General features: G+C 42.9%; 23 protein-coding genes and 1 pseudogene. All 24 read right to left on the bottom strand.

Annotated elements, in window-relative coordinates; translation table 11 throughout:
* Nucleotides 1-14 precede the first annotated feature (14 nt).
* The 24 genes and pseudogenes from secY to fusA all read right to left on the bottom strand — a co-directional run bounded on the left by secY (nucleotide 15) and on the right by fusA (nucleotide 14,682).
* The gene (secY, locus tag G6R08_RS11345) at nucleotides 15-1,307 is read right to left on the bottom strand and encodes a preprotein translocase subunit SecY (protein WP_163528029.1); all 1,293 of its coding nucleotides are present in this window, start codon (nucleotides 1,305-1,307) and stop codon (nucleotides 15-17) included.
* Nucleotides 1,307-1,747 carry a 50S ribosomal protein L15 gene (gene rplO / locus G6R08_RS11340; RefSeq protein ID WP_163528028.1) on the bottom strand — a complete coding sequence of 147 codons (441 nt, stop codon included), beginning with the start codon at nucleotides 1,745-1,747 and terminating at the stop codon, nucleotides 1,307-1,309. Before rplO ends, secY begins: the two co-directional genes overlap by 1 nt.
* Nucleotides 1,748-1,778: 31 nt before the next feature.
* Nucleotides 1,779-1,961 (bottom strand): 50S ribosomal protein L30, encoded by a 183-nt coding sequence (gene rpmD / locus G6R08_RS11335; RefSeq protein WP_163528027.1) that lies wholly within the window; start codon nucleotides 1,959-1,961, stop codon nucleotides 1,779-1,781.
* Between the two features lie 18 nt (nucleotides 1,962-1,979).
* A complete protein-coding gene (gene rpsE / locus G6R08_RS11330; RefSeq protein ID WP_079525159.1) occupies nucleotides 1,980-2,477 on the bottom strand; it encodes a 30S ribosomal protein S5 in 498 nt (165 codons plus the stop codon).
* A gap of 20 nt (nucleotides 2,478-2,497) precedes the next feature.
* Nucleotides 2,498-2,860, bottom strand: a complete 363-nt coding sequence (rplR, locus tag G6R08_RS11325; protein WP_163528026.1) for a 50S ribosomal protein L18 — start codon at nucleotides 2,858-2,860, stop codon at nucleotides 2,498-2,500.
* Between the two features lie 35 nt (nucleotides 2,861-2,895).
* On the bottom strand, nucleotides 2,896-3,432 hold the full coding sequence (rplF, locus tag G6R08_RS11320) for a 50S ribosomal protein L6 (protein ID WP_163528025.1): 537 nt from the start codon (nucleotides 3,430-3,432) through the stop codon (nucleotides 2,896-2,898).
* A gap of 31 nt (nucleotides 3,433-3,463) precedes the next feature.
* Entirely contained in the window at nucleotides 3,464-3,862 is a 399-nt protein-coding gene (gene rpsH / locus G6R08_RS11315; protein ID WP_079525153.1) for a 30S ribosomal protein S8, read from the bottom strand.
* A gap of 30 nt (nucleotides 3,863-3,892) precedes the next feature.
* The gene (locus G6R08_RS11310) at nucleotides 3,893-4,078 is read right to left on the bottom strand and encodes a type Z 30S ribosomal protein S14 (RefSeq protein WP_035511674.1); all 186 of its coding nucleotides are present in this window, start codon (nucleotides 4,076-4,078) and stop codon (nucleotides 3,893-3,895) included.
* 26 nt (nucleotides 4,079-4,104) lie between these two features.
* Nucleotides 4,105-4,644 carry a 50S ribosomal protein L5 gene (gene rplE, locus G6R08_RS11305; protein ID WP_079525151.1) on the bottom strand — a complete coding sequence of 180 codons (540 nt, stop codon included), beginning with the start codon at nucleotides 4,642-4,644 and terminating at the stop codon, nucleotides 4,105-4,107.
* Between the two features lie 26 nt (nucleotides 4,645-4,670).
* Entirely contained in the window at nucleotides 4,671-4,982 is a 312-nt protein-coding gene (gene rplX, locus G6R08_RS11300; protein ID WP_079525150.1) for a 50S ribosomal protein L24, read from the bottom strand.
* A gap of 42 nt (nucleotides 4,983-5,024) precedes the next feature.
* A complete protein-coding gene (gene rplN / locus G6R08_RS11295) occupies nucleotides 5,025-5,393 on the bottom strand; it encodes a 50S ribosomal protein L14 (RefSeq protein WP_079525148.1) in 369 nt (122 codons plus the stop codon).
* A gap of 41 nt (nucleotides 5,394-5,434) precedes the next feature.
* Entirely contained in the window at nucleotides 5,435-5,698 is a 264-nt protein-coding gene (rpsQ, locus tag G6R08_RS11290; RefSeq protein WP_079525146.1) for a 30S ribosomal protein S17, read from the bottom strand.
* Nucleotides 5,699-5,722: 24 nt separating this feature from the next.
* Nucleotides 5,723-5,923 (bottom strand): 50S ribosomal protein L29, encoded by a 201-nt coding sequence (gene rpmC / locus G6R08_RS11285; RefSeq protein ID WP_008636054.1) that lies wholly within the window; start codon nucleotides 5,921-5,923, stop codon nucleotides 5,723-5,725.
* Nucleotides 5,913-6,347: a 50S ribosomal protein L16 gene (gene rplP / locus G6R08_RS11280; RefSeq protein ID WP_079525143.1), complete on the bottom strand. Its 435-nt coding sequence runs from the start codon at nucleotides 6,345-6,347 to the stop codon at nucleotides 5,913-5,915. Before rplP ends, rpmC begins: the two co-directional genes overlap by 11 nt.
* Nucleotides 6,341-7,007, bottom strand: a pseudogene (gene rpsC / locus G6R08_RS11275) (30S ribosomal protein S3). Before rpsC ends, rplP begins: the two are co-directional and overlap by 7 nt.
* 3 nt (nucleotides 7,008-7,010) lie before the next feature.
* On the bottom strand, nucleotides 7,011-7,352 hold the full coding sequence (gene rplV, locus G6R08_RS11270) for a 50S ribosomal protein L22 (RefSeq protein WP_163528024.1): 342 nt from the start codon (nucleotides 7,350-7,352) through the stop codon (nucleotides 7,011-7,013).
* A gap of 21 nt (nucleotides 7,353-7,373) precedes the next feature.
* Entirely contained in the window at nucleotides 7,374-7,652 is a 279-nt protein-coding gene (gene rpsS, locus G6R08_RS11265) for a 30S ribosomal protein S19 (RefSeq protein ID WP_079525137.1), read from the bottom strand.
* A gap of 57 nt (nucleotides 7,653-7,709) precedes the next feature.
* Nucleotides 7,710-8,543 carry a 50S ribosomal protein L2 gene (gene rplB / locus G6R08_RS11260; protein ID WP_079525135.1) on the bottom strand — a complete coding sequence of 278 codons (834 nt, stop codon included), beginning with the start codon at nucleotides 8,541-8,543 and terminating at the stop codon, nucleotides 7,710-7,712.
* 34 nt (nucleotides 8,544-8,577) lie between these two features.
* The gene (gene rplW / locus G6R08_RS11255; protein WP_079525133.1) at nucleotides 8,578-8,865 is read right to left on the bottom strand and encodes a 50S ribosomal protein L23; all 288 of its coding nucleotides are present in this window, start codon (nucleotides 8,863-8,865) and stop codon (nucleotides 8,578-8,580) included.
* The gene (rplD, locus tag G6R08_RS11250) at nucleotides 8,865-9,488 is read right to left on the bottom strand and encodes a 50S ribosomal protein L4 (RefSeq protein WP_163528023.1); all 624 of its coding nucleotides are present in this window, start codon (nucleotides 9,486-9,488) and stop codon (nucleotides 8,865-8,867) included. Before rplD ends, rplW begins: the two co-directional genes overlap by 1 nt.
* Before the next feature lie 22 nt (nucleotides 9,489-9,510).
* The gene (rplC, locus tag G6R08_RS11245) at nucleotides 9,511-10,146 is read right to left on the bottom strand and encodes a 50S ribosomal protein L3 (protein WP_079525129.1); all 636 of its coding nucleotides are present in this window, start codon (nucleotides 10,144-10,146) and stop codon (nucleotides 9,511-9,513) included.
* Between the two features lie 32 nt (nucleotides 10,147-10,178).
* Nucleotides 10,179-10,487, bottom strand: coding sequence for a 30S ribosomal protein S10 (gene rpsJ, locus G6R08_RS11240; protein ID WP_079525128.1), 309 nt, complete (start codon nucleotides 10,485-10,487; stop codon nucleotides 10,179-10,181).
* 797 nt (nucleotides 10,488-11,284) lie between these two features.
* The gene (tuf, locus tag G6R08_RS11235) at nucleotides 11,285-12,475 is read right to left on the bottom strand and encodes an elongation factor Tu (protein WP_163528022.1); all 1,191 of its coding nucleotides are present in this window, start codon (nucleotides 12,473-12,475) and stop codon (nucleotides 11,285-11,287) included.
* Between the two features lie 128 nt (nucleotides 12,476-12,603).
* Entirely contained in the window at nucleotides 12,604-14,682 is a 2,079-nt protein-coding gene (gene fusA / locus G6R08_RS11230) for an elongation factor G (RefSeq protein ID WP_163528021.1), read from the bottom strand.

The raw sequence follows: 14,682 nt of genomic DNA, 5'->3' as shown, positions 1-14,682 counted from the left end.
ATTATCTTGCTTACCTACTTAATAAAGCCTTGATAATGGCGTTTCACAAGCTGGCTTTCAAGCTGCTTCATCATTTCAAGAGCAACCCCTACAACGATGAGCAGACCAGTCCCTCCAATTTGGACAGTTGGCGGCAGTTCTGCCGCAGCACCTAATATAATCGGAAGAAGTGAGACAGCTGCTAGGAAGATAGAACCTACGAAGGTTAAGCGGTACATGACCCTTGTCAGGTAAGTCTCAGTATTTGCACCAGGGCGAATACCAGGGATATACCCACCTTGCTTCTTCAAATTATCTGCCATTTGCTCTGGATTCACCTGAACAAATGTATAGAAATAAGTGAAGGCAATAATTAACGCAACATAGATAATCATTCCAGGCCAGTTCTGATAATCAAATATATATTGAATAACAGATGCCACTTCATTCCCTTCAAAGAATCCGGCAACGGTTCTTGGAGCAATAATGAATGAAATAGCGAAAATTACTGGAATAACCCCTGCAGCATTTACTTTAATCGGCAAGTGGGTAGAATGCCCACCAACCGGCGAACGGTTCACCAATTTTTTTGCGTATTGGATTGGAATCTTACGAAGTGCTTGTTGGATGAAGATGACTCCAACTACTACAGCAACGATAACCAGGGTAATGATCGCAATGATTACAAGGTTCATAAACAACTGATCTCCAGCACCAGAGATGTACTGATCATATAGTTGATTAACACCGGTCGGAATCGCTGAAACAATCCCGGCAAAAATTAGAATTGATATTCCGTTCCCGACACCATGAGAAGTAATCTGTTCCCCTAGCCACATAAGGAAAGCTGTTCCACCTGTTAATACAAGAGCAATGACAGCGTATGTTAACACACTGGGATTATCAATTAATTGACCAGCAGCAAGTGTGTTAAAACCGATCGACATTCCAATTGCTTGAACAAAAGCTAGAGCGATTGTTCCATAGCGGGTAAACTGAGCTAATTTTCGACGACCTACATCACCTTGACTTTTCCATTCCGCAAACTTAGGCACTACATCCATTTGCAATAGCTGCATAATGATGGAGGCTGTGATGTACGGCATAATCCCCATAGCAAATATAGAGAAGTTCTGCAGTGCACCGCCTCCAAATGTATTCAAGAATCCGAATGCATTTTGTTCATCCATGATGTTAATGGCATCCTGATTTGTAAATGGTACAGGTATGAATGTACCCAGGCGAAAAACAATGAGCATCAATAAAGTGAAGATAATTTTCCGCCGAATATCACCCACGCGCATAAAATTGGAGATTGTCCGGAACATTAAATCACCTCAGTTTGACCGCCCGCTGCTTCGATAGCTTCTTTCGCTGAAGCAGAGAACTTATGAGCTTTCACTGTAAGTTTTTTCTCAACAGAACCTTTACCTAGAACTTTGATGCCAGCTTTTTGCTTGCTGACCACGCCAGTTTCAAGTAGAAGTTCAGGAGTAACCTCAGTGCCCTCTTCAAAGCGATTAAGAGCATCAAGATTAATAATCGCAAAATCCTTACGGTGAATGTTCGTAAATCCACGTTTAGGCAAGCGTTGGAACAAAGGCATTTGGCCACCTTCAAAGCCTGGACGTGTCTTGCTGCCAGAGCGTTGTCCTTGACCTTTATGACCACGGCCGGATGTTTTACCATTACCGGAAGCCATTCCACGTCCAACACGGTTACGTTCTTTACGAGATCCATCTGCTGGTTTCAGTTCATGCAGTTTCATGCGAGCACCTCCTTAATTATTGATTCTTAGCTTATACTTCTTTAATCGATACAAGGTGAGATACCTTATTTGCCATACCTCGGATCGCTGGGTTATCTTCAATTACGACAGATTGACGGATTTTGTTTAGACCGAGCGCTTTAACAGTTGCGCGTTGATCTTCAGATCTGCCAATAACACTGCGCGTGAGGGTAATTTCTAACTTTTTAGCCATTTTATTTCCCTCCTTATCCTACAGTTCTTCTACGGACTTCCCACGAAGTCGAGCAACGTCTTCTGCGCGTTTAAGCTCGCCAAGTCCGCTTAGAGTCGCACGCACCATGTTAATTGGTGTGTTTGAACCAAGTGACTTAGAAAGGATGTCTTGAACACCTGCAAGCTCAAGAACCGCACGTACAGGACCACCTGCGATAACTCCGGTACCTTCTGCTGCTGGCTTCATAAGAATGCTGCCTGCACCAAATTGTCCTGTGATTTCGTGTGGAATCGTCGTATCTTTTATTGGTACTGAAATAAGATTCTTCTTCGCATCATCAATAGCTTTCTTAATCGCATCCGGTACCTCTTGCGCTTTACCAGTACCAAACCCGACATGACCATTTTTGTCTCCTACAACGACCAATGCAGCAAAACGGAAGCGACGGCCACCTTTAACTACTTTTGCAACACGGTTGATCGTTACTACGCGTTCTTCTAGATCTAGTTTACTAGGGTCAATGTTTGTTAGCATTTATGTCCCTCCTTTAACGATTAAAATTCCAGGCCGGCTTCGCGAGCCGCGTCTGCTAGAGCTTTTACACGTCCATGATACAAGTAACCGCCACGGTCGAACACAACGACTTTATAACCGTTGTCTTTGGCACGTTTAGCTACTAATTCACCGACTTTTTCAGCTGCTTCAATGTTTCCAGTGTTATCAAGACCGAAGTCTTTTTCAACAGTAGAAGCACTTGCTATTGTAACTTGGTTCGTATCATCGATTAATTGTGCATAGATGTGTTTGTTAGAACGGTAAACGTTCAAGCGCGGACGCTCTGCTGTACCAGCAACAGTTGTACGAACACGGGCATGACGCTTCTTACGTACGGCATTTTTATCAGCCTTCGTGATCATCTGGGTCACTCCTTTCTATTCCTTACCTTAGCACCTTATTTAGCTGTTTTACCTTCTTTTCTGCGAACACGTTCGTTTTCATAACGAATTCCTTTACCTTTATAAGGTTCTGGAGGACGAATAGCACGAATCTTTGCAGCAACAGCGCCGACAAGTTCTTTGTCAATTCCTTTAATAGTCAGCTTCGTGTTGGATGGTACATCGATTTCAATTCCTTCACGCTTCTCAATTTCTACAGGGTGAGAGTAACCAGCATTAACGACAACAGTTTCTCCCTGTTTTTGCGCACGGTAACCTACACCGATAATTTCAAGGCTTTTCTCATATCCTTTAGATACTCCCTCAACCATGTTTCCGATCAGGCTGCGGGTGGTACCGTGAAGAGCACGATGTTCTTTATGATCGCTAGGGCGAGCTACTGTAAGAACGTTATCTTCAATCTTCACCGTAATATCTTCGTGGAATGTACGAGTTAATTCACCTTTTGGCCCTTTAACTGTGATTGTATTATTATCCTGAATGATTTCTACACCTTCAGGGATTTCTAATGATTTTAATCCTACGCGAGACATTCATTTGCACCTCCTGTCTTATCTAATTCGATTACCAAACATATGCTAGAACTTCGCCGCCAATGGCTTGTTCACGAGCTTCTTTGTCGGTTAATACACCTTTTGAAGTAGAAACAACGGCAACACCAAGTCCGTTTAGAACTTTTGGAAGTTCTTCGGCTTTAGCATAAACACGTAGTCCTGGTTTACTGATACGCTTCACACCAGTGATAACACGTTCATCATTTTGGCCGTACTTAAGGAATAAGCGCAGGACACCTTGTTTGCTATCCTCTACAAATTCATAATCACGTACAAAACCTTCACGTTTTAGGATATCAGCAATTTCTTTTTTCACTTTAGAAGCTGGTAGTTCAAGCTTCTCGTGACGAACCATATTCGCGTTGCGAATACGCGTAAGCATATCTGCAATTGGATCTGTCATAGTCATAACTCATATACCTCCTTCCCTATATCGGGTTTACCAGCTGGCTTTTTTGACACCAGGGATTTGTCCTTTGTATGCAAGTTCACGGAAACAAATACGGCAAAGCTTAAATTTACGAAGTACGGAATGAGGACGTCCGCAACGTTCGCAGCGAGTATATTCACGTACTTGGTACTTTTGTTTGCGCTGCTGTTTCGCGACCATTGATTTTTTAGCCACAATTTTCCCTCCTTAAAGTTAGCTCATTATTTCTGGAACGGCATACCGAATTGAGCTAATAGTTCACGTGATTCTTCGTCAGTGTCAGCCGTTGTGACGATTACGATATCCATGCCACGCACTTTATCTACTTTGTCATAATTAATTTCTGGGAAAATCAGCTGCTCTTTAACCCCAAGTGTGTAGTTTCCACGTCCGTCAAAGGCTTTCTTTGAGATTCCGCGGAAGTCTCTCACACGTGGTAAAGATACAGATACTAGCTTTTGGAAAAATTCATACATGCGCTCTCCGCGAAGAGTTACTTTCGCACCAATTGGCATGCCTTCACGCAAGCGGAAACCTGCAATAGATTTCTTAGCTTTTGTAATCATTGGCTTTTGACCAGAGATTAATGATAATTCCTCCACAGCTGAATCAAGTGCTTTCGCATTCTGCACTGCATCTCCAACACCCATATTAATGACAATCTTCTCGATTTTAGGTGCTTGCATAATAGAGTCGTAATTAAACTTGCTCATCATAGATGGCACAATTTCTTCTTGATATTTTTTCTTGAATTGGTTCATCAAGTGGCCCTCCTTTCGTCACTGGATTATTTATCTAAAGCTTCACCAGATTTTTTCGCGATACGAACTTTTTTTCCGTTCTCAACTTTATAACCAACACGAGTTGGTTCGCCGGATTTTGGATCAATCGGCATTACGTTGGAAACGTGAATTGGCGCTTCCTGAGTAAGAATCCCGCCCTGTGGGTTATCTTGGGAAGGTTTAGCATGTTTCTTAACTTCATTCACACCTTCTACAAGAACACGGTCTTTCTTCGGGTATGCTTCAAGGATTGAACCTTGTTTCCCTTTATCCTTACCGGAAATAACCATAACTTTGTCACCTTTTTTCACGTGCATGCTTCGCGCACCTCCTTAACAAGGCATTTCAATAGAGAGTTTTTATAATACTTCTGGAGCTAATGATACGATCTTCATGAATTTAGCGTCACGAAGTTCACGAGCTACCGGGCCAAAGATACGTGTTCCGCGTGGTCCTTTGTCATCACGCACGATTACTGCTGCGTTTTCATCGAAACGAATGTAAGAACCATCTTTACGACGCATTCCGCTCTTTGAACGTACAATAACGGCCTTTACAATTTCACCTTTTTTGACAACGCCCCCTGGTGTTGCTTGTTTCACAGTAGCGGTAATAATATCACCGATGTTAGCAGTCTTACGCCCTGATCCACCCAATACTTTAATCGTCTGGATTTCACGAGCACCAGAGTTGTCGGCTACTTTCAAACGAGTCTCCTGTTGAATCATACACTGTAACCTCCCTTCGGAATCATTCCGAGCGAACTATATTAAATAATAACAGACTCTTCTACGACTTCTACAAGACGGAAACGCTTTGTTGCTGATAGCGGGCGTGTTTCCATAATGCGCACAATGTCACCATTTTTAGCTTGATTGTTTTCGTCATGAGTCTTGAATTTTTTTGAATACTTTACGCGTTTGCCATAAAGTTTGTGGAACTTATATGTCTCAACTAGAACAGTAATGGTTTTATCCATTTTGTCTGATACTACACGTCCAGTGTAAACTTTACGATTGTTACGTTCACTCATGTGAGGGTGACCTCCTCTCATTTATTAATTATTTACGCCTAACTCACGTTCACGAGCAACAGTTTTCATACGTGCGATGGACTTGCGAACCTCGCGAATACGCGCGGTGTTCTCAAGTTGACCTGTTGCCAGCTGAAAACGCAGGTTAAAAAGTTCTTCTTTTAAAGACTTAACTTTTTGTTCAATTTCGGCAGTGGTTAATTCACGGATTTCATTAGCCTTCATTGATTTCACCACCAATTTCTTCACGTTTTACAAATTTAGTGCGGATCGGCAGTTTGTGTGAAGCAAGACGCAGCGCTTCGCGCGCAACTTCTTCTGATACACCCGCAATTTCAAACAAGATTTTCCCTGGCTTAACTACAGCTACGAAGCCTTCTGGTGCACCTTTACCGGAACCCATTCGTACTTCTAGGGGTTTAGCAGTATAAGGCTTATCCGGGAAAATTTTAATCCATACTTTACCGCCACGCTTCATGTAACGAGTCATTGCGATACGCGCTGCCTCGATTTGACGGGCTGTGATCCATGCTGGATCGATTGCTTGCAAACCATATTCACCGAAATCTACTGAAGTGCCGCCTTTAGCACGACCTCTTAAGCTAGCACGGTGTTGACGACGATATTTAACACGTTTAGGCATTAACATAATGCTTTTCCCCCTTCCTTAATTGTTGTTTTTAGTTGGAAGGATTTCTCCACGATAGATCCACACTTTAACACCAAGTTTACCGTATGTGGTGTCAGCTTCAGCAGTTCCATAATCGATATCTGCACGAAGTGTGTGAAGTGGTACTGTTCCTTCACTGTAATATTCTGCACGAGCGATATCCGCACCGCCTAGGCGTCCAGATACTTGTGTACGAATACCTTTAGCTCCTCCACGCATAGCGCGTTGGATTGTTTGTTTTTGAGCACGACGGAAAGATACACGGTTTTCCAGTTGACGTGCAATATTGTCAGCTACAAGCGTAGCGTTTAGGTCAGGTTTCTTCACCTCAACAATGTTGATGTGAACACGTTTACCAGTTAGGTTATTTAGCGATTTACGAAGTGCTTCAACTTCAGAACCGCCTTTACCGATAACCATACCTGGCTTACCAGTGTGAATGGTAATGTTTACACGGTTTGCTGCGCGTTCGATTTCAACTGTAGATACGGCAGCATCTTTGAGACGTTGTTCAATATATTCACGAACTTTTATATCTTCATGCAACAAGTCAGCATAGTCTTTACCAGCGTACCACTTAGACTCCCAGTCACGGATAACGCCAATACGAAGACCTACCGGATTAACTTTTTGACCCACTGATTATCCCTCCTTCTTTTCTGATACAACCACTGTAATATGGCTGGTACGTTTGTTGATTTGGCTTGCACGTCCCATCGCACGAGGGCGGAAACGTTTAAGAGTTACACCTTCATTTACAAACGCTTCGGAAACGTATAAATTGTCCACGTCCATTTCATAATTGTGTTCAGCATTTGCAATCGCAGATTTAAGTACCTTCTCCACAACTGGAGATGCACCACGCTGTTTCAGGCGTAATGTTGCGATCGCTTCACCTACGTTTTTTCCTCGAATCAAATCGATAACTAAACGAGCCTTACGAGGAGCAATACGAACGGTTTTAGCAACTGCTTTAGCTTGCATTAGAGTAGCCTCCTCTCTCCATTAGCGTTTTGTTTTCTTATCGTCGCCTGAGTGTCCCTTAAACGTACGGGAAGGCGCGAATTCACCAAGCTTATGACCAACCATGTCTTCTGTCACGTAAACTGGTACGTGTTTGCGTCCGTCATAAACGGCAATTGTGTGTCCAACAAAGTTTGGGAAGATTGTAGAACGACGTGACCACGTCTTCACCACCTGGTGTTTGCTGTCTTCGTTCAACTTCTCAACTTTTTTCATTAAATGATCATCTACAAAAGGTCCCTTTTTTAGGCTGCGGCCCATGCATAAACCTCCCTTCGTGATTGAGAGACGGGTGTTATCGCCCGTCGTCCAACCCCGTTATTTTTTACCTCTTCTACGAACGATATATTTATCTGATGGTTTGTTACGCTTACGTGTCTTGTAACCAAGAGTTGGCTGACCCCATGGAGACACTGGAGATGGTCTACCGATAGGCGCGCGTCCTTCACCACCACCGTGAGGGTGATCACTAGGGTTCATAACAGAACCACGTACAGTTGGGCGCTTACCTTGCCAACGAGAACGTCCAGCTTTACCAACGCTGATTAATTCATGTTCAAGGTTACCAACTTGACCGATCGTCGCACGGCATGTACTTAGTACCAGACGAACTTCACGGGAAGCTAAACGTACAAGTGTATATTTTTCTTCACGACCAAGAATTTGTGCTGAAGCACCAGCTGAACGTACAAGCTGTCCTCCGCGTCCTGGTTTAAGTTCCACGTTGTGTACAATTGTACCTACTGGAATATCTTTTAGACGAAGTGAGTTACCTGTTTTGATGTCTGCACCTTCACCTGAAATGATTTCGTGGCCAACTTTCAGTCCTTTAGGAGCTAAAATGTAGCGCTTTTCTCCATCAACGTAGTTAATTAATGCAATGTTTGCGGAGCGGTTTGGATCGTATTCGATCGTAGCAACGCGTCCAGGTATTCCATCTTTATCACGCTTAAAGTCGATAATACGGTAATGACGCTTGTGACCTCCGCCTTGATGACGAACTGTCAGCCTACCCTGGTTATTACGGCCACCACGCTTGTGCAATGGTGTCAATAGGGAGCGTTCAGGTTTGTCAGTAGTAATTTCGGAGAAATCTGATACTGACATGTGTCGACGACCGTTAGTAATTGGTCGAAACTTTTTAATCGCCATCTTATTTCCCTCCTTCACTTAGTGGATTTAATGTTTATACTTCAAAGAATTCGAGTTCTTCACTGTCTTCAGTTAGTGTAACAACTGCTTTCTTACGATCAGAACGGTATCCACCGTAACGACCCATACGCTTGAACTTCCCTTTAAGGTTTGCTGTGTTCACGCGTGCAACTTTAACTCCGAAAATCTCTTCAACAGCTGTCTTGATTTCCGTTTTGTTTGCTTTCGTGCTCACTTCAAACGTGTATTTCTTTTCTCCCATAAGGTCAGCAGAATGTTCAGTAATGACAGGGCGTTTTACGATATCGCGTGGTTCTTTCATTATGAGAGCACCTCCCCTGCTTTTTCAGCTGCTTCCTTCGTTAGGATAAGTTTGTCATGCGTTAGTAAATCTAACACACTTACTTCATCAAATGTTAATGTCTTCACTGCAGGAAGATTATTAGATGATAGAACAGCATTCTCATTGCGATCAGCTGTGACAATCAACGCTTTTTCATTAACGTCTAACGCTTTAAGCATGTTGACTACTTCCTTCGTTTTAGGCGCATCAAAAGAAAGGTCCTCAAGCACAACAATGTTGTTTTCTTGTACTTTAGAAGAATAAGCAGATTTCAATGCTAAACGACGCATTTTCTTAGGCATTTTGTAGCTGTAGCTACGTGGGGTCGGTCCAAATACAGTTCCGCCGCCTACCCACTGTGGTGAACGAGTTGACCCTTGACGCGCACGTCCGGTACCTTTTTGGCGCCATGGTTTACGACCGCCGCCACTAACTTCAGAACGGTTTTTAACTTTGTGTGTCCCTTGACGCAAAGAAGCGCGTTGTGACACAACAGCTTCATGTAAAACATGAGTATTAGGTTCAATTCCAAAAACAGCATCACTCAGTTCGATATCTCCAACTTGGGAGCCGCTTTGGCTTAATAGTGCTACTTTAGGCATGACATATCCTCCCTTCCTTTAATTATTTGCTAGCCTTTACTGCACTTGTTACTTTAACGTATGATTTTTTTGGTCCAGGAACATTCCCTTTAATGAGTAGCAGATTACGCTCAGCGTCCACTTTCACTACTTCAAGGTTTTGCAGGGTAACTGTTTCTCCACCCATTTGTCCTGCAAGGCCTTTACCTTTGAAGACTTTAGATGGGTCAGCACCTTGCCCCATGGATCCAGAACGACGGTGAAAACGGGAACCGTGGCTCATTGGGCCGCGAGATTGGTTATGACGCTTGATTGCGCCTTGGAAACCTTTCCCTTTAGAAGTTCCTGTTACATCGATTACGTCACCATTTTCGAAAATATCTACTTTAACCTCTTGACCTAGTTCATAGTCATCAAGGTTAGAATTACGGAATTCACGAATGTAGCGCTTAGGTGATGTGTTTGCTTTTTCAGCGTGACCTTGGTCAGCTTTCTTCAAACGGTTTGACTTTTGATCAGCAAAACCAAGCTGCAACGCTTCATAGCCATCATTTTCAACTGTCTTCTTCTGAAGAACAACGTTTGGCTCAGCCTGTACAACTGTTACTGGAATCAACTCTCCGTCTTCAGAAAAGATTTGAGTCATGCCGACCTTGCGTCCTAAGATTCCTTTCGTCATCCGTTCCACCTCCTATTGTTACCTTTTATAATTTATAATTTAATTTCAATATCCACACCTGAAGGCAGATCAAGACGCATTAGCGAATCTACTGTCTGTGGTGTCGGATTAACAATGTCGATAAGACGTTTGTGTGTACGCATTTCGAACTGTTCACGAGCATCTTTATACTTGTGAGTCGCACGAAGTACAGTATAGATAGATTTCTCAGTTGGAAGCGGGATTGGACCTGAAACATTTGCTCCGGAGCGCTTCGCAGTATCTACGATTTTCTCAGCGGATTGATCAAGCACACGGTGATCATACGCTTTTAAACGAATACGAATTTTTTCTTTTGCCATTATTTTCCCTCCTTCTTCGCCCATTTTTTAAAATAGACATTCTCCGCGAAAATTCCTTGATGTTACCCGCCATGGCAAAGGGGCCGGGTGTATCAACAACCTTTCGCATCATCGCCTTTTATGACCAACATTACTCATTATATAGAAGAAACGCGGTCAATGCAAGAGTGTTTTCATAAAAATTTATGAAGTGAGCACCTCAAGATATTATACATTCGTTTCATGCATAATTCAACCCTCATTTTAAATAGATATGATTATAGAACTTTTCATTTGAGTCAATTTCATAATGGCTCTTTAACAAAAGTAAGGATTGTTGGATCACTTTCCATTCGAAACCACTCGCTTTCCACGGGGCCCCACAGGACATGGGGTCGTTCGGCGTTGAAACAGGAGGTTTCGGTTTTAACCGAACTTCCTTGAAAACCGGCAAGCCTCCTTGGTCAACGACCTTCGGGGTCTCGCCAGCCTTTCCTTTCCCGTAGGAGTCTCGCAGTTTCCCATCCCCATTTCGCTAATGAGGCAACAAAACAATCTCACTAAAATCGAAATAGTGTCTTGATGAAAGCCTATTGAATTCCCCTCTCCTTCTCCTCTGAGACATTCGACTCGAGATTTCAGGATACTGCTTAGCCTAATATAATTAACTTAAATTATGTGCATGACTAGACTTGGGGAGATTTGATAGAACTGCAGAATAAATGACGATTTTTTTTTCAAATAAAAAAACCGTTCAAATGAAAGTAAAAAAATCAGGTAACGACCATTGGCCGTTACCTGATTTAAGAAACCATTTATTACTTAGTAATTTTAGAAACAACGCCAGAACCTACAGTACGTCCACCTTCGCGGATAGAGAATCTAGTTCCATCCTCAATCGCGATTGGAGAGATAAGTTCAACAGTCATTTCAATGTTATCGCCAGGCATTACCATTTCAACGCCTTCAGGAAGTTGAATAACACCAGTTACATCAGTTGTACGGAAGTAGAACTGAGGGCGGTAGTTTGAGAAGAATGGAGTGTGACGTCCACCCTCATCTTTTGATAGTACATAAACTTCAGCTTGGAAGTTAGTGTGTGGTGTAATAGAACCAGGCTTAGCTAGTACTTGACCACGGCTGATATCTTCACGGTTAACCCCACGAAGAAGTGCACCAATGTTATCGCCAGCTTCAGCATAATCTAGAAGCTTACGGAACATTTCCACACCAGTGATCGTAGTTTTGCGTGCATCTTCAGCCATACCGATGATTTCGATTTCGTCGCCGACTTTAACTTGGCCACGTTCAACACGACCAGTTGCAACTGTACCACGGCCAGTAATTGAGAATACGTCCTCAACTGGCATCATGAATGGCTTGTCAGTGTCACGGTCTGGAGTTGGGATGAAAGCATCAACTTGTTCCATAAGGTCAAAGATAGCTTGTTCGTACTTCTCATCACCTTCAAGTGCTTTAAGAGCAGAACCGCTTACAACTGGTGTTTCATCACCATCGAAGTCATACTCAGAAAGAAGGTCACGAACTTCCATTTCAACTAGCTCAAGTAGTTCTTCGTCGTCTACCATGTCTGTTTTGTTAAGGAAAACAACGATCGCTGGTACACCAACGTTTTTAGAAAGCAGGATGTGCTCACGAGTCTGTGGCATTGGGCCATCAGCTGCAGATACAACTAGAATAGCTCCGTCCATTTGTGCAGCACCAGTGATCATGTTTTTAACATAGTCAGCGTGACCTGGGCAGTCAACGTGTGCATAGTGACGAGTTTCAGTTTCGTACTCTACGTGTGCAGTAGAAATTGTGATTCCACGCTCACGCTCTTCTGGAGCACCATCGATCATATCGTAAGCCATTGCAGAGCCTTCACCGGATTTCTTGTGAAGTACAGTAGTGATTGCTGCAGTTAATGTAGTTTTACCATGGTCAACGTGTCCAATTGTACCAATGTTTACGTGGGACTTGGACCGGTCGAATTTTTCTTTACCCATTGTATATTTCCTCCTTTAAATAAATAACTTAGTTATTATTGATATTAATTTTATGATGAAGCAATAGGAAGAATTTCTCTTCCTATGCTTACATTACAAGTTATACTTCAACTTAGCAAAAAAATCAATTACGCACCAGCATTTTTCTTAATGATTTCCTCAGAGATACTCTTCGGAACTTCTTCATAGTGGTCAAAATGCATAGTGTACGTTCCACGTCCCTGTGTGTTTGAACGAAGAGCAGTTGCATAGCCAAACATTTCAGATAGTGGTACGAATGATTTAACAACCTGAGCAGTACCGCGAGTTTCCATACCTTCAACACGTCCGCGACGGGAAGTTACATCCCCCATGATATCACCCATATATTCTTCCGGAATAACAATTTCAACTTTCATCATTGGTTCCAGAAGAACTGGTTTACATTTGTTTTTCGCCTCTTTAAGTGCCATTGAAGCGGCTACTTTAAAGGCCATTTCGTTGGAGTCAACATCGTGGTAAGAACCATCATACAGGGTAGCTTTGATGTCGACCATTGGATATCCGGCAAGTACACCATTCTCCATAGAATCTTTAATCCCAGCTTCTACAGATGGAATGTATTCACGCGGTACAACACCACCAACGATTTTGTTTACGAATTCGTATCCAGCGCCTTCTTCATTTGGCTCAAATTTAACCCAAACGTGGCCGAATTGTCCACGTCCACCTGACTGACGCACAAACTTACCTTCAACTTCCGCACTTCCACGGAATGTTTCACGGTAGGCAACTTGTGGAGCACCAATGTTTGCGTCAACTTTGAACTCACGGCGTAAACGGTCAACGATGATGTCAAGATGAAGTTCACCCATACCACCAATAATGGTTTGACCAGTCTCCACGTTAGTTTCAGTACGGAACGTTGGATCTTCCTCAGCAAGTTTACCAAGTGCTATTGACATTTTGTCTTGGTCAGCTTTAGATTTAGGTTCAATCGCAACATCGATAACAGGCTCAGGGAATTCCATGGACTCAAGAATTACTAGACTTTTTTCGTCACATATTGTATCACCTGTACCTGTATCTTTAAGCCCGACAGCACCAGCAATATCCCCAGCATATACTGTAGAAATCTCTTCACGAGAGTTTGCGTGCATTTGCAGGATACGTCCTACACGCTCACGCTTATCTTTTGTAGAGTTCTTAACATATGAACCGGAGTCAAGTGTACCGGAGTACACCCGGAAGAAAGTCAGTTTACCTACATAAGGGTCTGTTGCGACCTTAAAGGCCAATGCAGAGAATGGCTCTTTATCGTCAGCCTTACGTACAACCTCTTCTTCAGTTTGTGGGACATGCCCCTCGATTGGTGGTACATCTAATGGTGATGGAAGATAATCAATAACTCCATCAATTAGAAGTTGCACACCTTTGTTTTTGAAAGCTGATCCACAGAAAACCGGATAGAAATCTACACTTAGAGTTGCTGTACGAATAGCCGCCTTAAGCTCATCTGTTGTGATTTCTTCTCCTTCTAAGTACTTCATCATCAAGTCTTCATCAAGTTCTGAAACAGCTTCAACTAGTTTGCTGTGATACTCTTCAGCTTGTTCTTTGTACTCATCAGGAATTTCACGTGCTTCAGCACGCGTCCCAAGGTCATCCATGTAATAGTATGCTTCCATGTTTACTAAGTCGATGATTCCTTCGAAGTCATCCTCAGCACCAATTGGAAGTTGAACAGCTGCAGCATTTGCTCCTAGACGATCTTTCAATGTGCCTAAGGAGTAAATGAAGTCTGCACCAATTTTGTCCATTTTGTTTACGAATACAATACGCGGAACACCATATGTGGTAGCCTGACGCCATACTGTTTCAGTTTGTGGTTCAACACCAGACTGAGCATCAAGTACGGCTACAGAACCATCAAGCACACGGAGGGAACGTTCAACTTCAACTGTGAAGTCTACGTGTCCAGGTGTGTCGATGATATTAATACGGTGGTCTTTCCACTGAGCAGTTGTTGCTGCGGAAGTAATCGTGATTCCGCGCTCTTGTTCCTGCTCCATCCAATCCATTTGTGAAGCCCCTTCGTGAGTTTCACCAATTTTATGGATACGTCCTGTATAGAAAAGAATACGCTCGGTAGCCGTTGTTTTACCGGCATCAATGTGAGCCATAATCCCGATGTTACGTGTCTTTTCCAAGGAGAACTCTCTAGGCAT

The organism is Halobacillus ihumii (genome assembly GCF_902726645.1).
Taxonomy (GTDB): Bacteria; Bacillota; Bacilli; order Bacillales; family Halobacillaceae; genus Halobacillus_A; species Halobacillus_A ihumii.
Note: the sequence above shows the minus strand (reverse complement) of the source record. Positions and strands in the feature narration are given on the sequence as shown.

Excerpts from the sequence above, each read along its gene's own strand:
- secY (WP_163528029.1), bottom strand. The coding sequence starts at position 1,307 with ATGTTCCGGACAATCTCCAATTTTATGCGCGTGGGTGATATTCGGCGG.
- rplO (WP_163528028.1), bottom strand. The coding sequence starts at position 1,747 with ATGAAACTGCATGAACTGAAACCAGCAGATGGATCTCGTAAAGAACGT.
- rpmD (WP_163528027.1), bottom strand. The coding sequence starts at position 1,961 with ATGGCTAAAAAGTTAGAAATTACCCTCACGCGCAGTGTTATTGGCAGA.
- rpsE (WP_079525159.1), bottom strand. The coding sequence starts at position 2,477 with ATGCTAACAAACATTGACCCTAGTAAACTAGATCTAGAAGAACGCGTA.
- rplR (WP_163528026.1), bottom strand. The coding sequence starts at position 2,860 with ATGATCACGAAGGCTGATAAAAATGCCGTACGTAAGAAGCGTCATGCC.
- rplF (WP_163528025.1), bottom strand. The coding sequence starts at position 3,432 with ATGTCTCGCGTAGGATTAAAATCATTAGAAATCCCTGAAGGTGTAGAA.
- rpsH (WP_079525153.1), bottom strand. The coding sequence starts at position 3,862 with ATGACTATGACAGATCCAATTGCAGATATGCTTACGCGTATTCGCAAC.
- rplE (WP_079525151.1), bottom strand. The coding sequence starts at position 4,644 with ATGAACCAATTCAAGAAAAAATATCAAGAAGAAATTGTGCCATCTATG.
- rplX (WP_079525150.1), bottom strand. The coding sequence starts at position 4,982 with ATGCACGTGAAAAAAGGTGACAAAGTTATGGTTATTTCCGGTAAGGAT.
- rplN (WP_079525148.1), bottom strand. The coding sequence starts at position 5,393 with ATGATTCAACAGGAGACTCGTTTGAAAGTAGCCGACAACTCTGGTGCT.
- rpsQ (WP_079525146.1), bottom strand. The coding sequence starts at position 5,698 with ATGAGTGAACGTAACAATCGTAAAGTTTACACTGGACGTGTAGTATCA.
- rpmC (WP_008636054.1), bottom strand. The coding sequence starts at position 5,923 with ATGAAGGCTAATGAAATCCGTGAATTAACCACTGCCGAAATTGAACAA.
- rplP (WP_079525143.1), bottom strand. The coding sequence starts at position 6,347 with ATGTTAATGCCTAAACGTGTTAAATATCGTCGTCAACACCGTGCTAGC.
- rplV (WP_163528024.1), bottom strand. The coding sequence starts at position 7,352 with ATGCAAGCTAAAGCAGTTGCTAAAACCGTTCGTATTGCTCCTCGTAAG.
- rpsS (WP_079525137.1), bottom strand. The coding sequence starts at position 7,652 with ATGGGCCGCAGCCTAAAAAAGGGACCTTTTGTAGATGATCATTTAATG.
- rplB (WP_079525135.1), bottom strand. The coding sequence starts at position 8,543 with ATGGCGATTAAAAAGTTTCGACCAATTACTAACGGTCGTCGACACATG.
- rplW (WP_079525133.1), bottom strand. The coding sequence starts at position 8,865 with ATGAAAGAACCACGCGATATCGTAAAACGCCCTGTCATTACTGAACAT.
- rplD (WP_163528023.1), bottom strand. The coding sequence starts at position 9,488 with ATGCCTAAAGTAGCACTATTAAGCCAAAGCGGCTCCCAAGTTGGAGAT.
- rplC (WP_079525129.1), bottom strand. The coding sequence starts at position 10,146 with ATGACGAAAGGAATCTTAGGACGCAAGGTCGGCATGACTCAAATCTTT.
- rpsJ (WP_079525128.1), bottom strand. The coding sequence starts at position 10,487 with ATGGCAAAAGAAAAAATTCGTATTCGTTTAAAAGCGTATGATCACCGT.
- tuf (WP_163528022.1), bottom strand. The coding sequence starts at position 12,475 with ATGGGTAAAGAAAAATTCGACCGGTCCAAGTCCCACGTAAACATTGGT.
- fusA (WP_163528021.1), bottom strand. The coding sequence starts at position 14,682 with ATGCCTAGAGAGTTCTCCTTGGAAAAGACACGTAACATCGGGATTATG.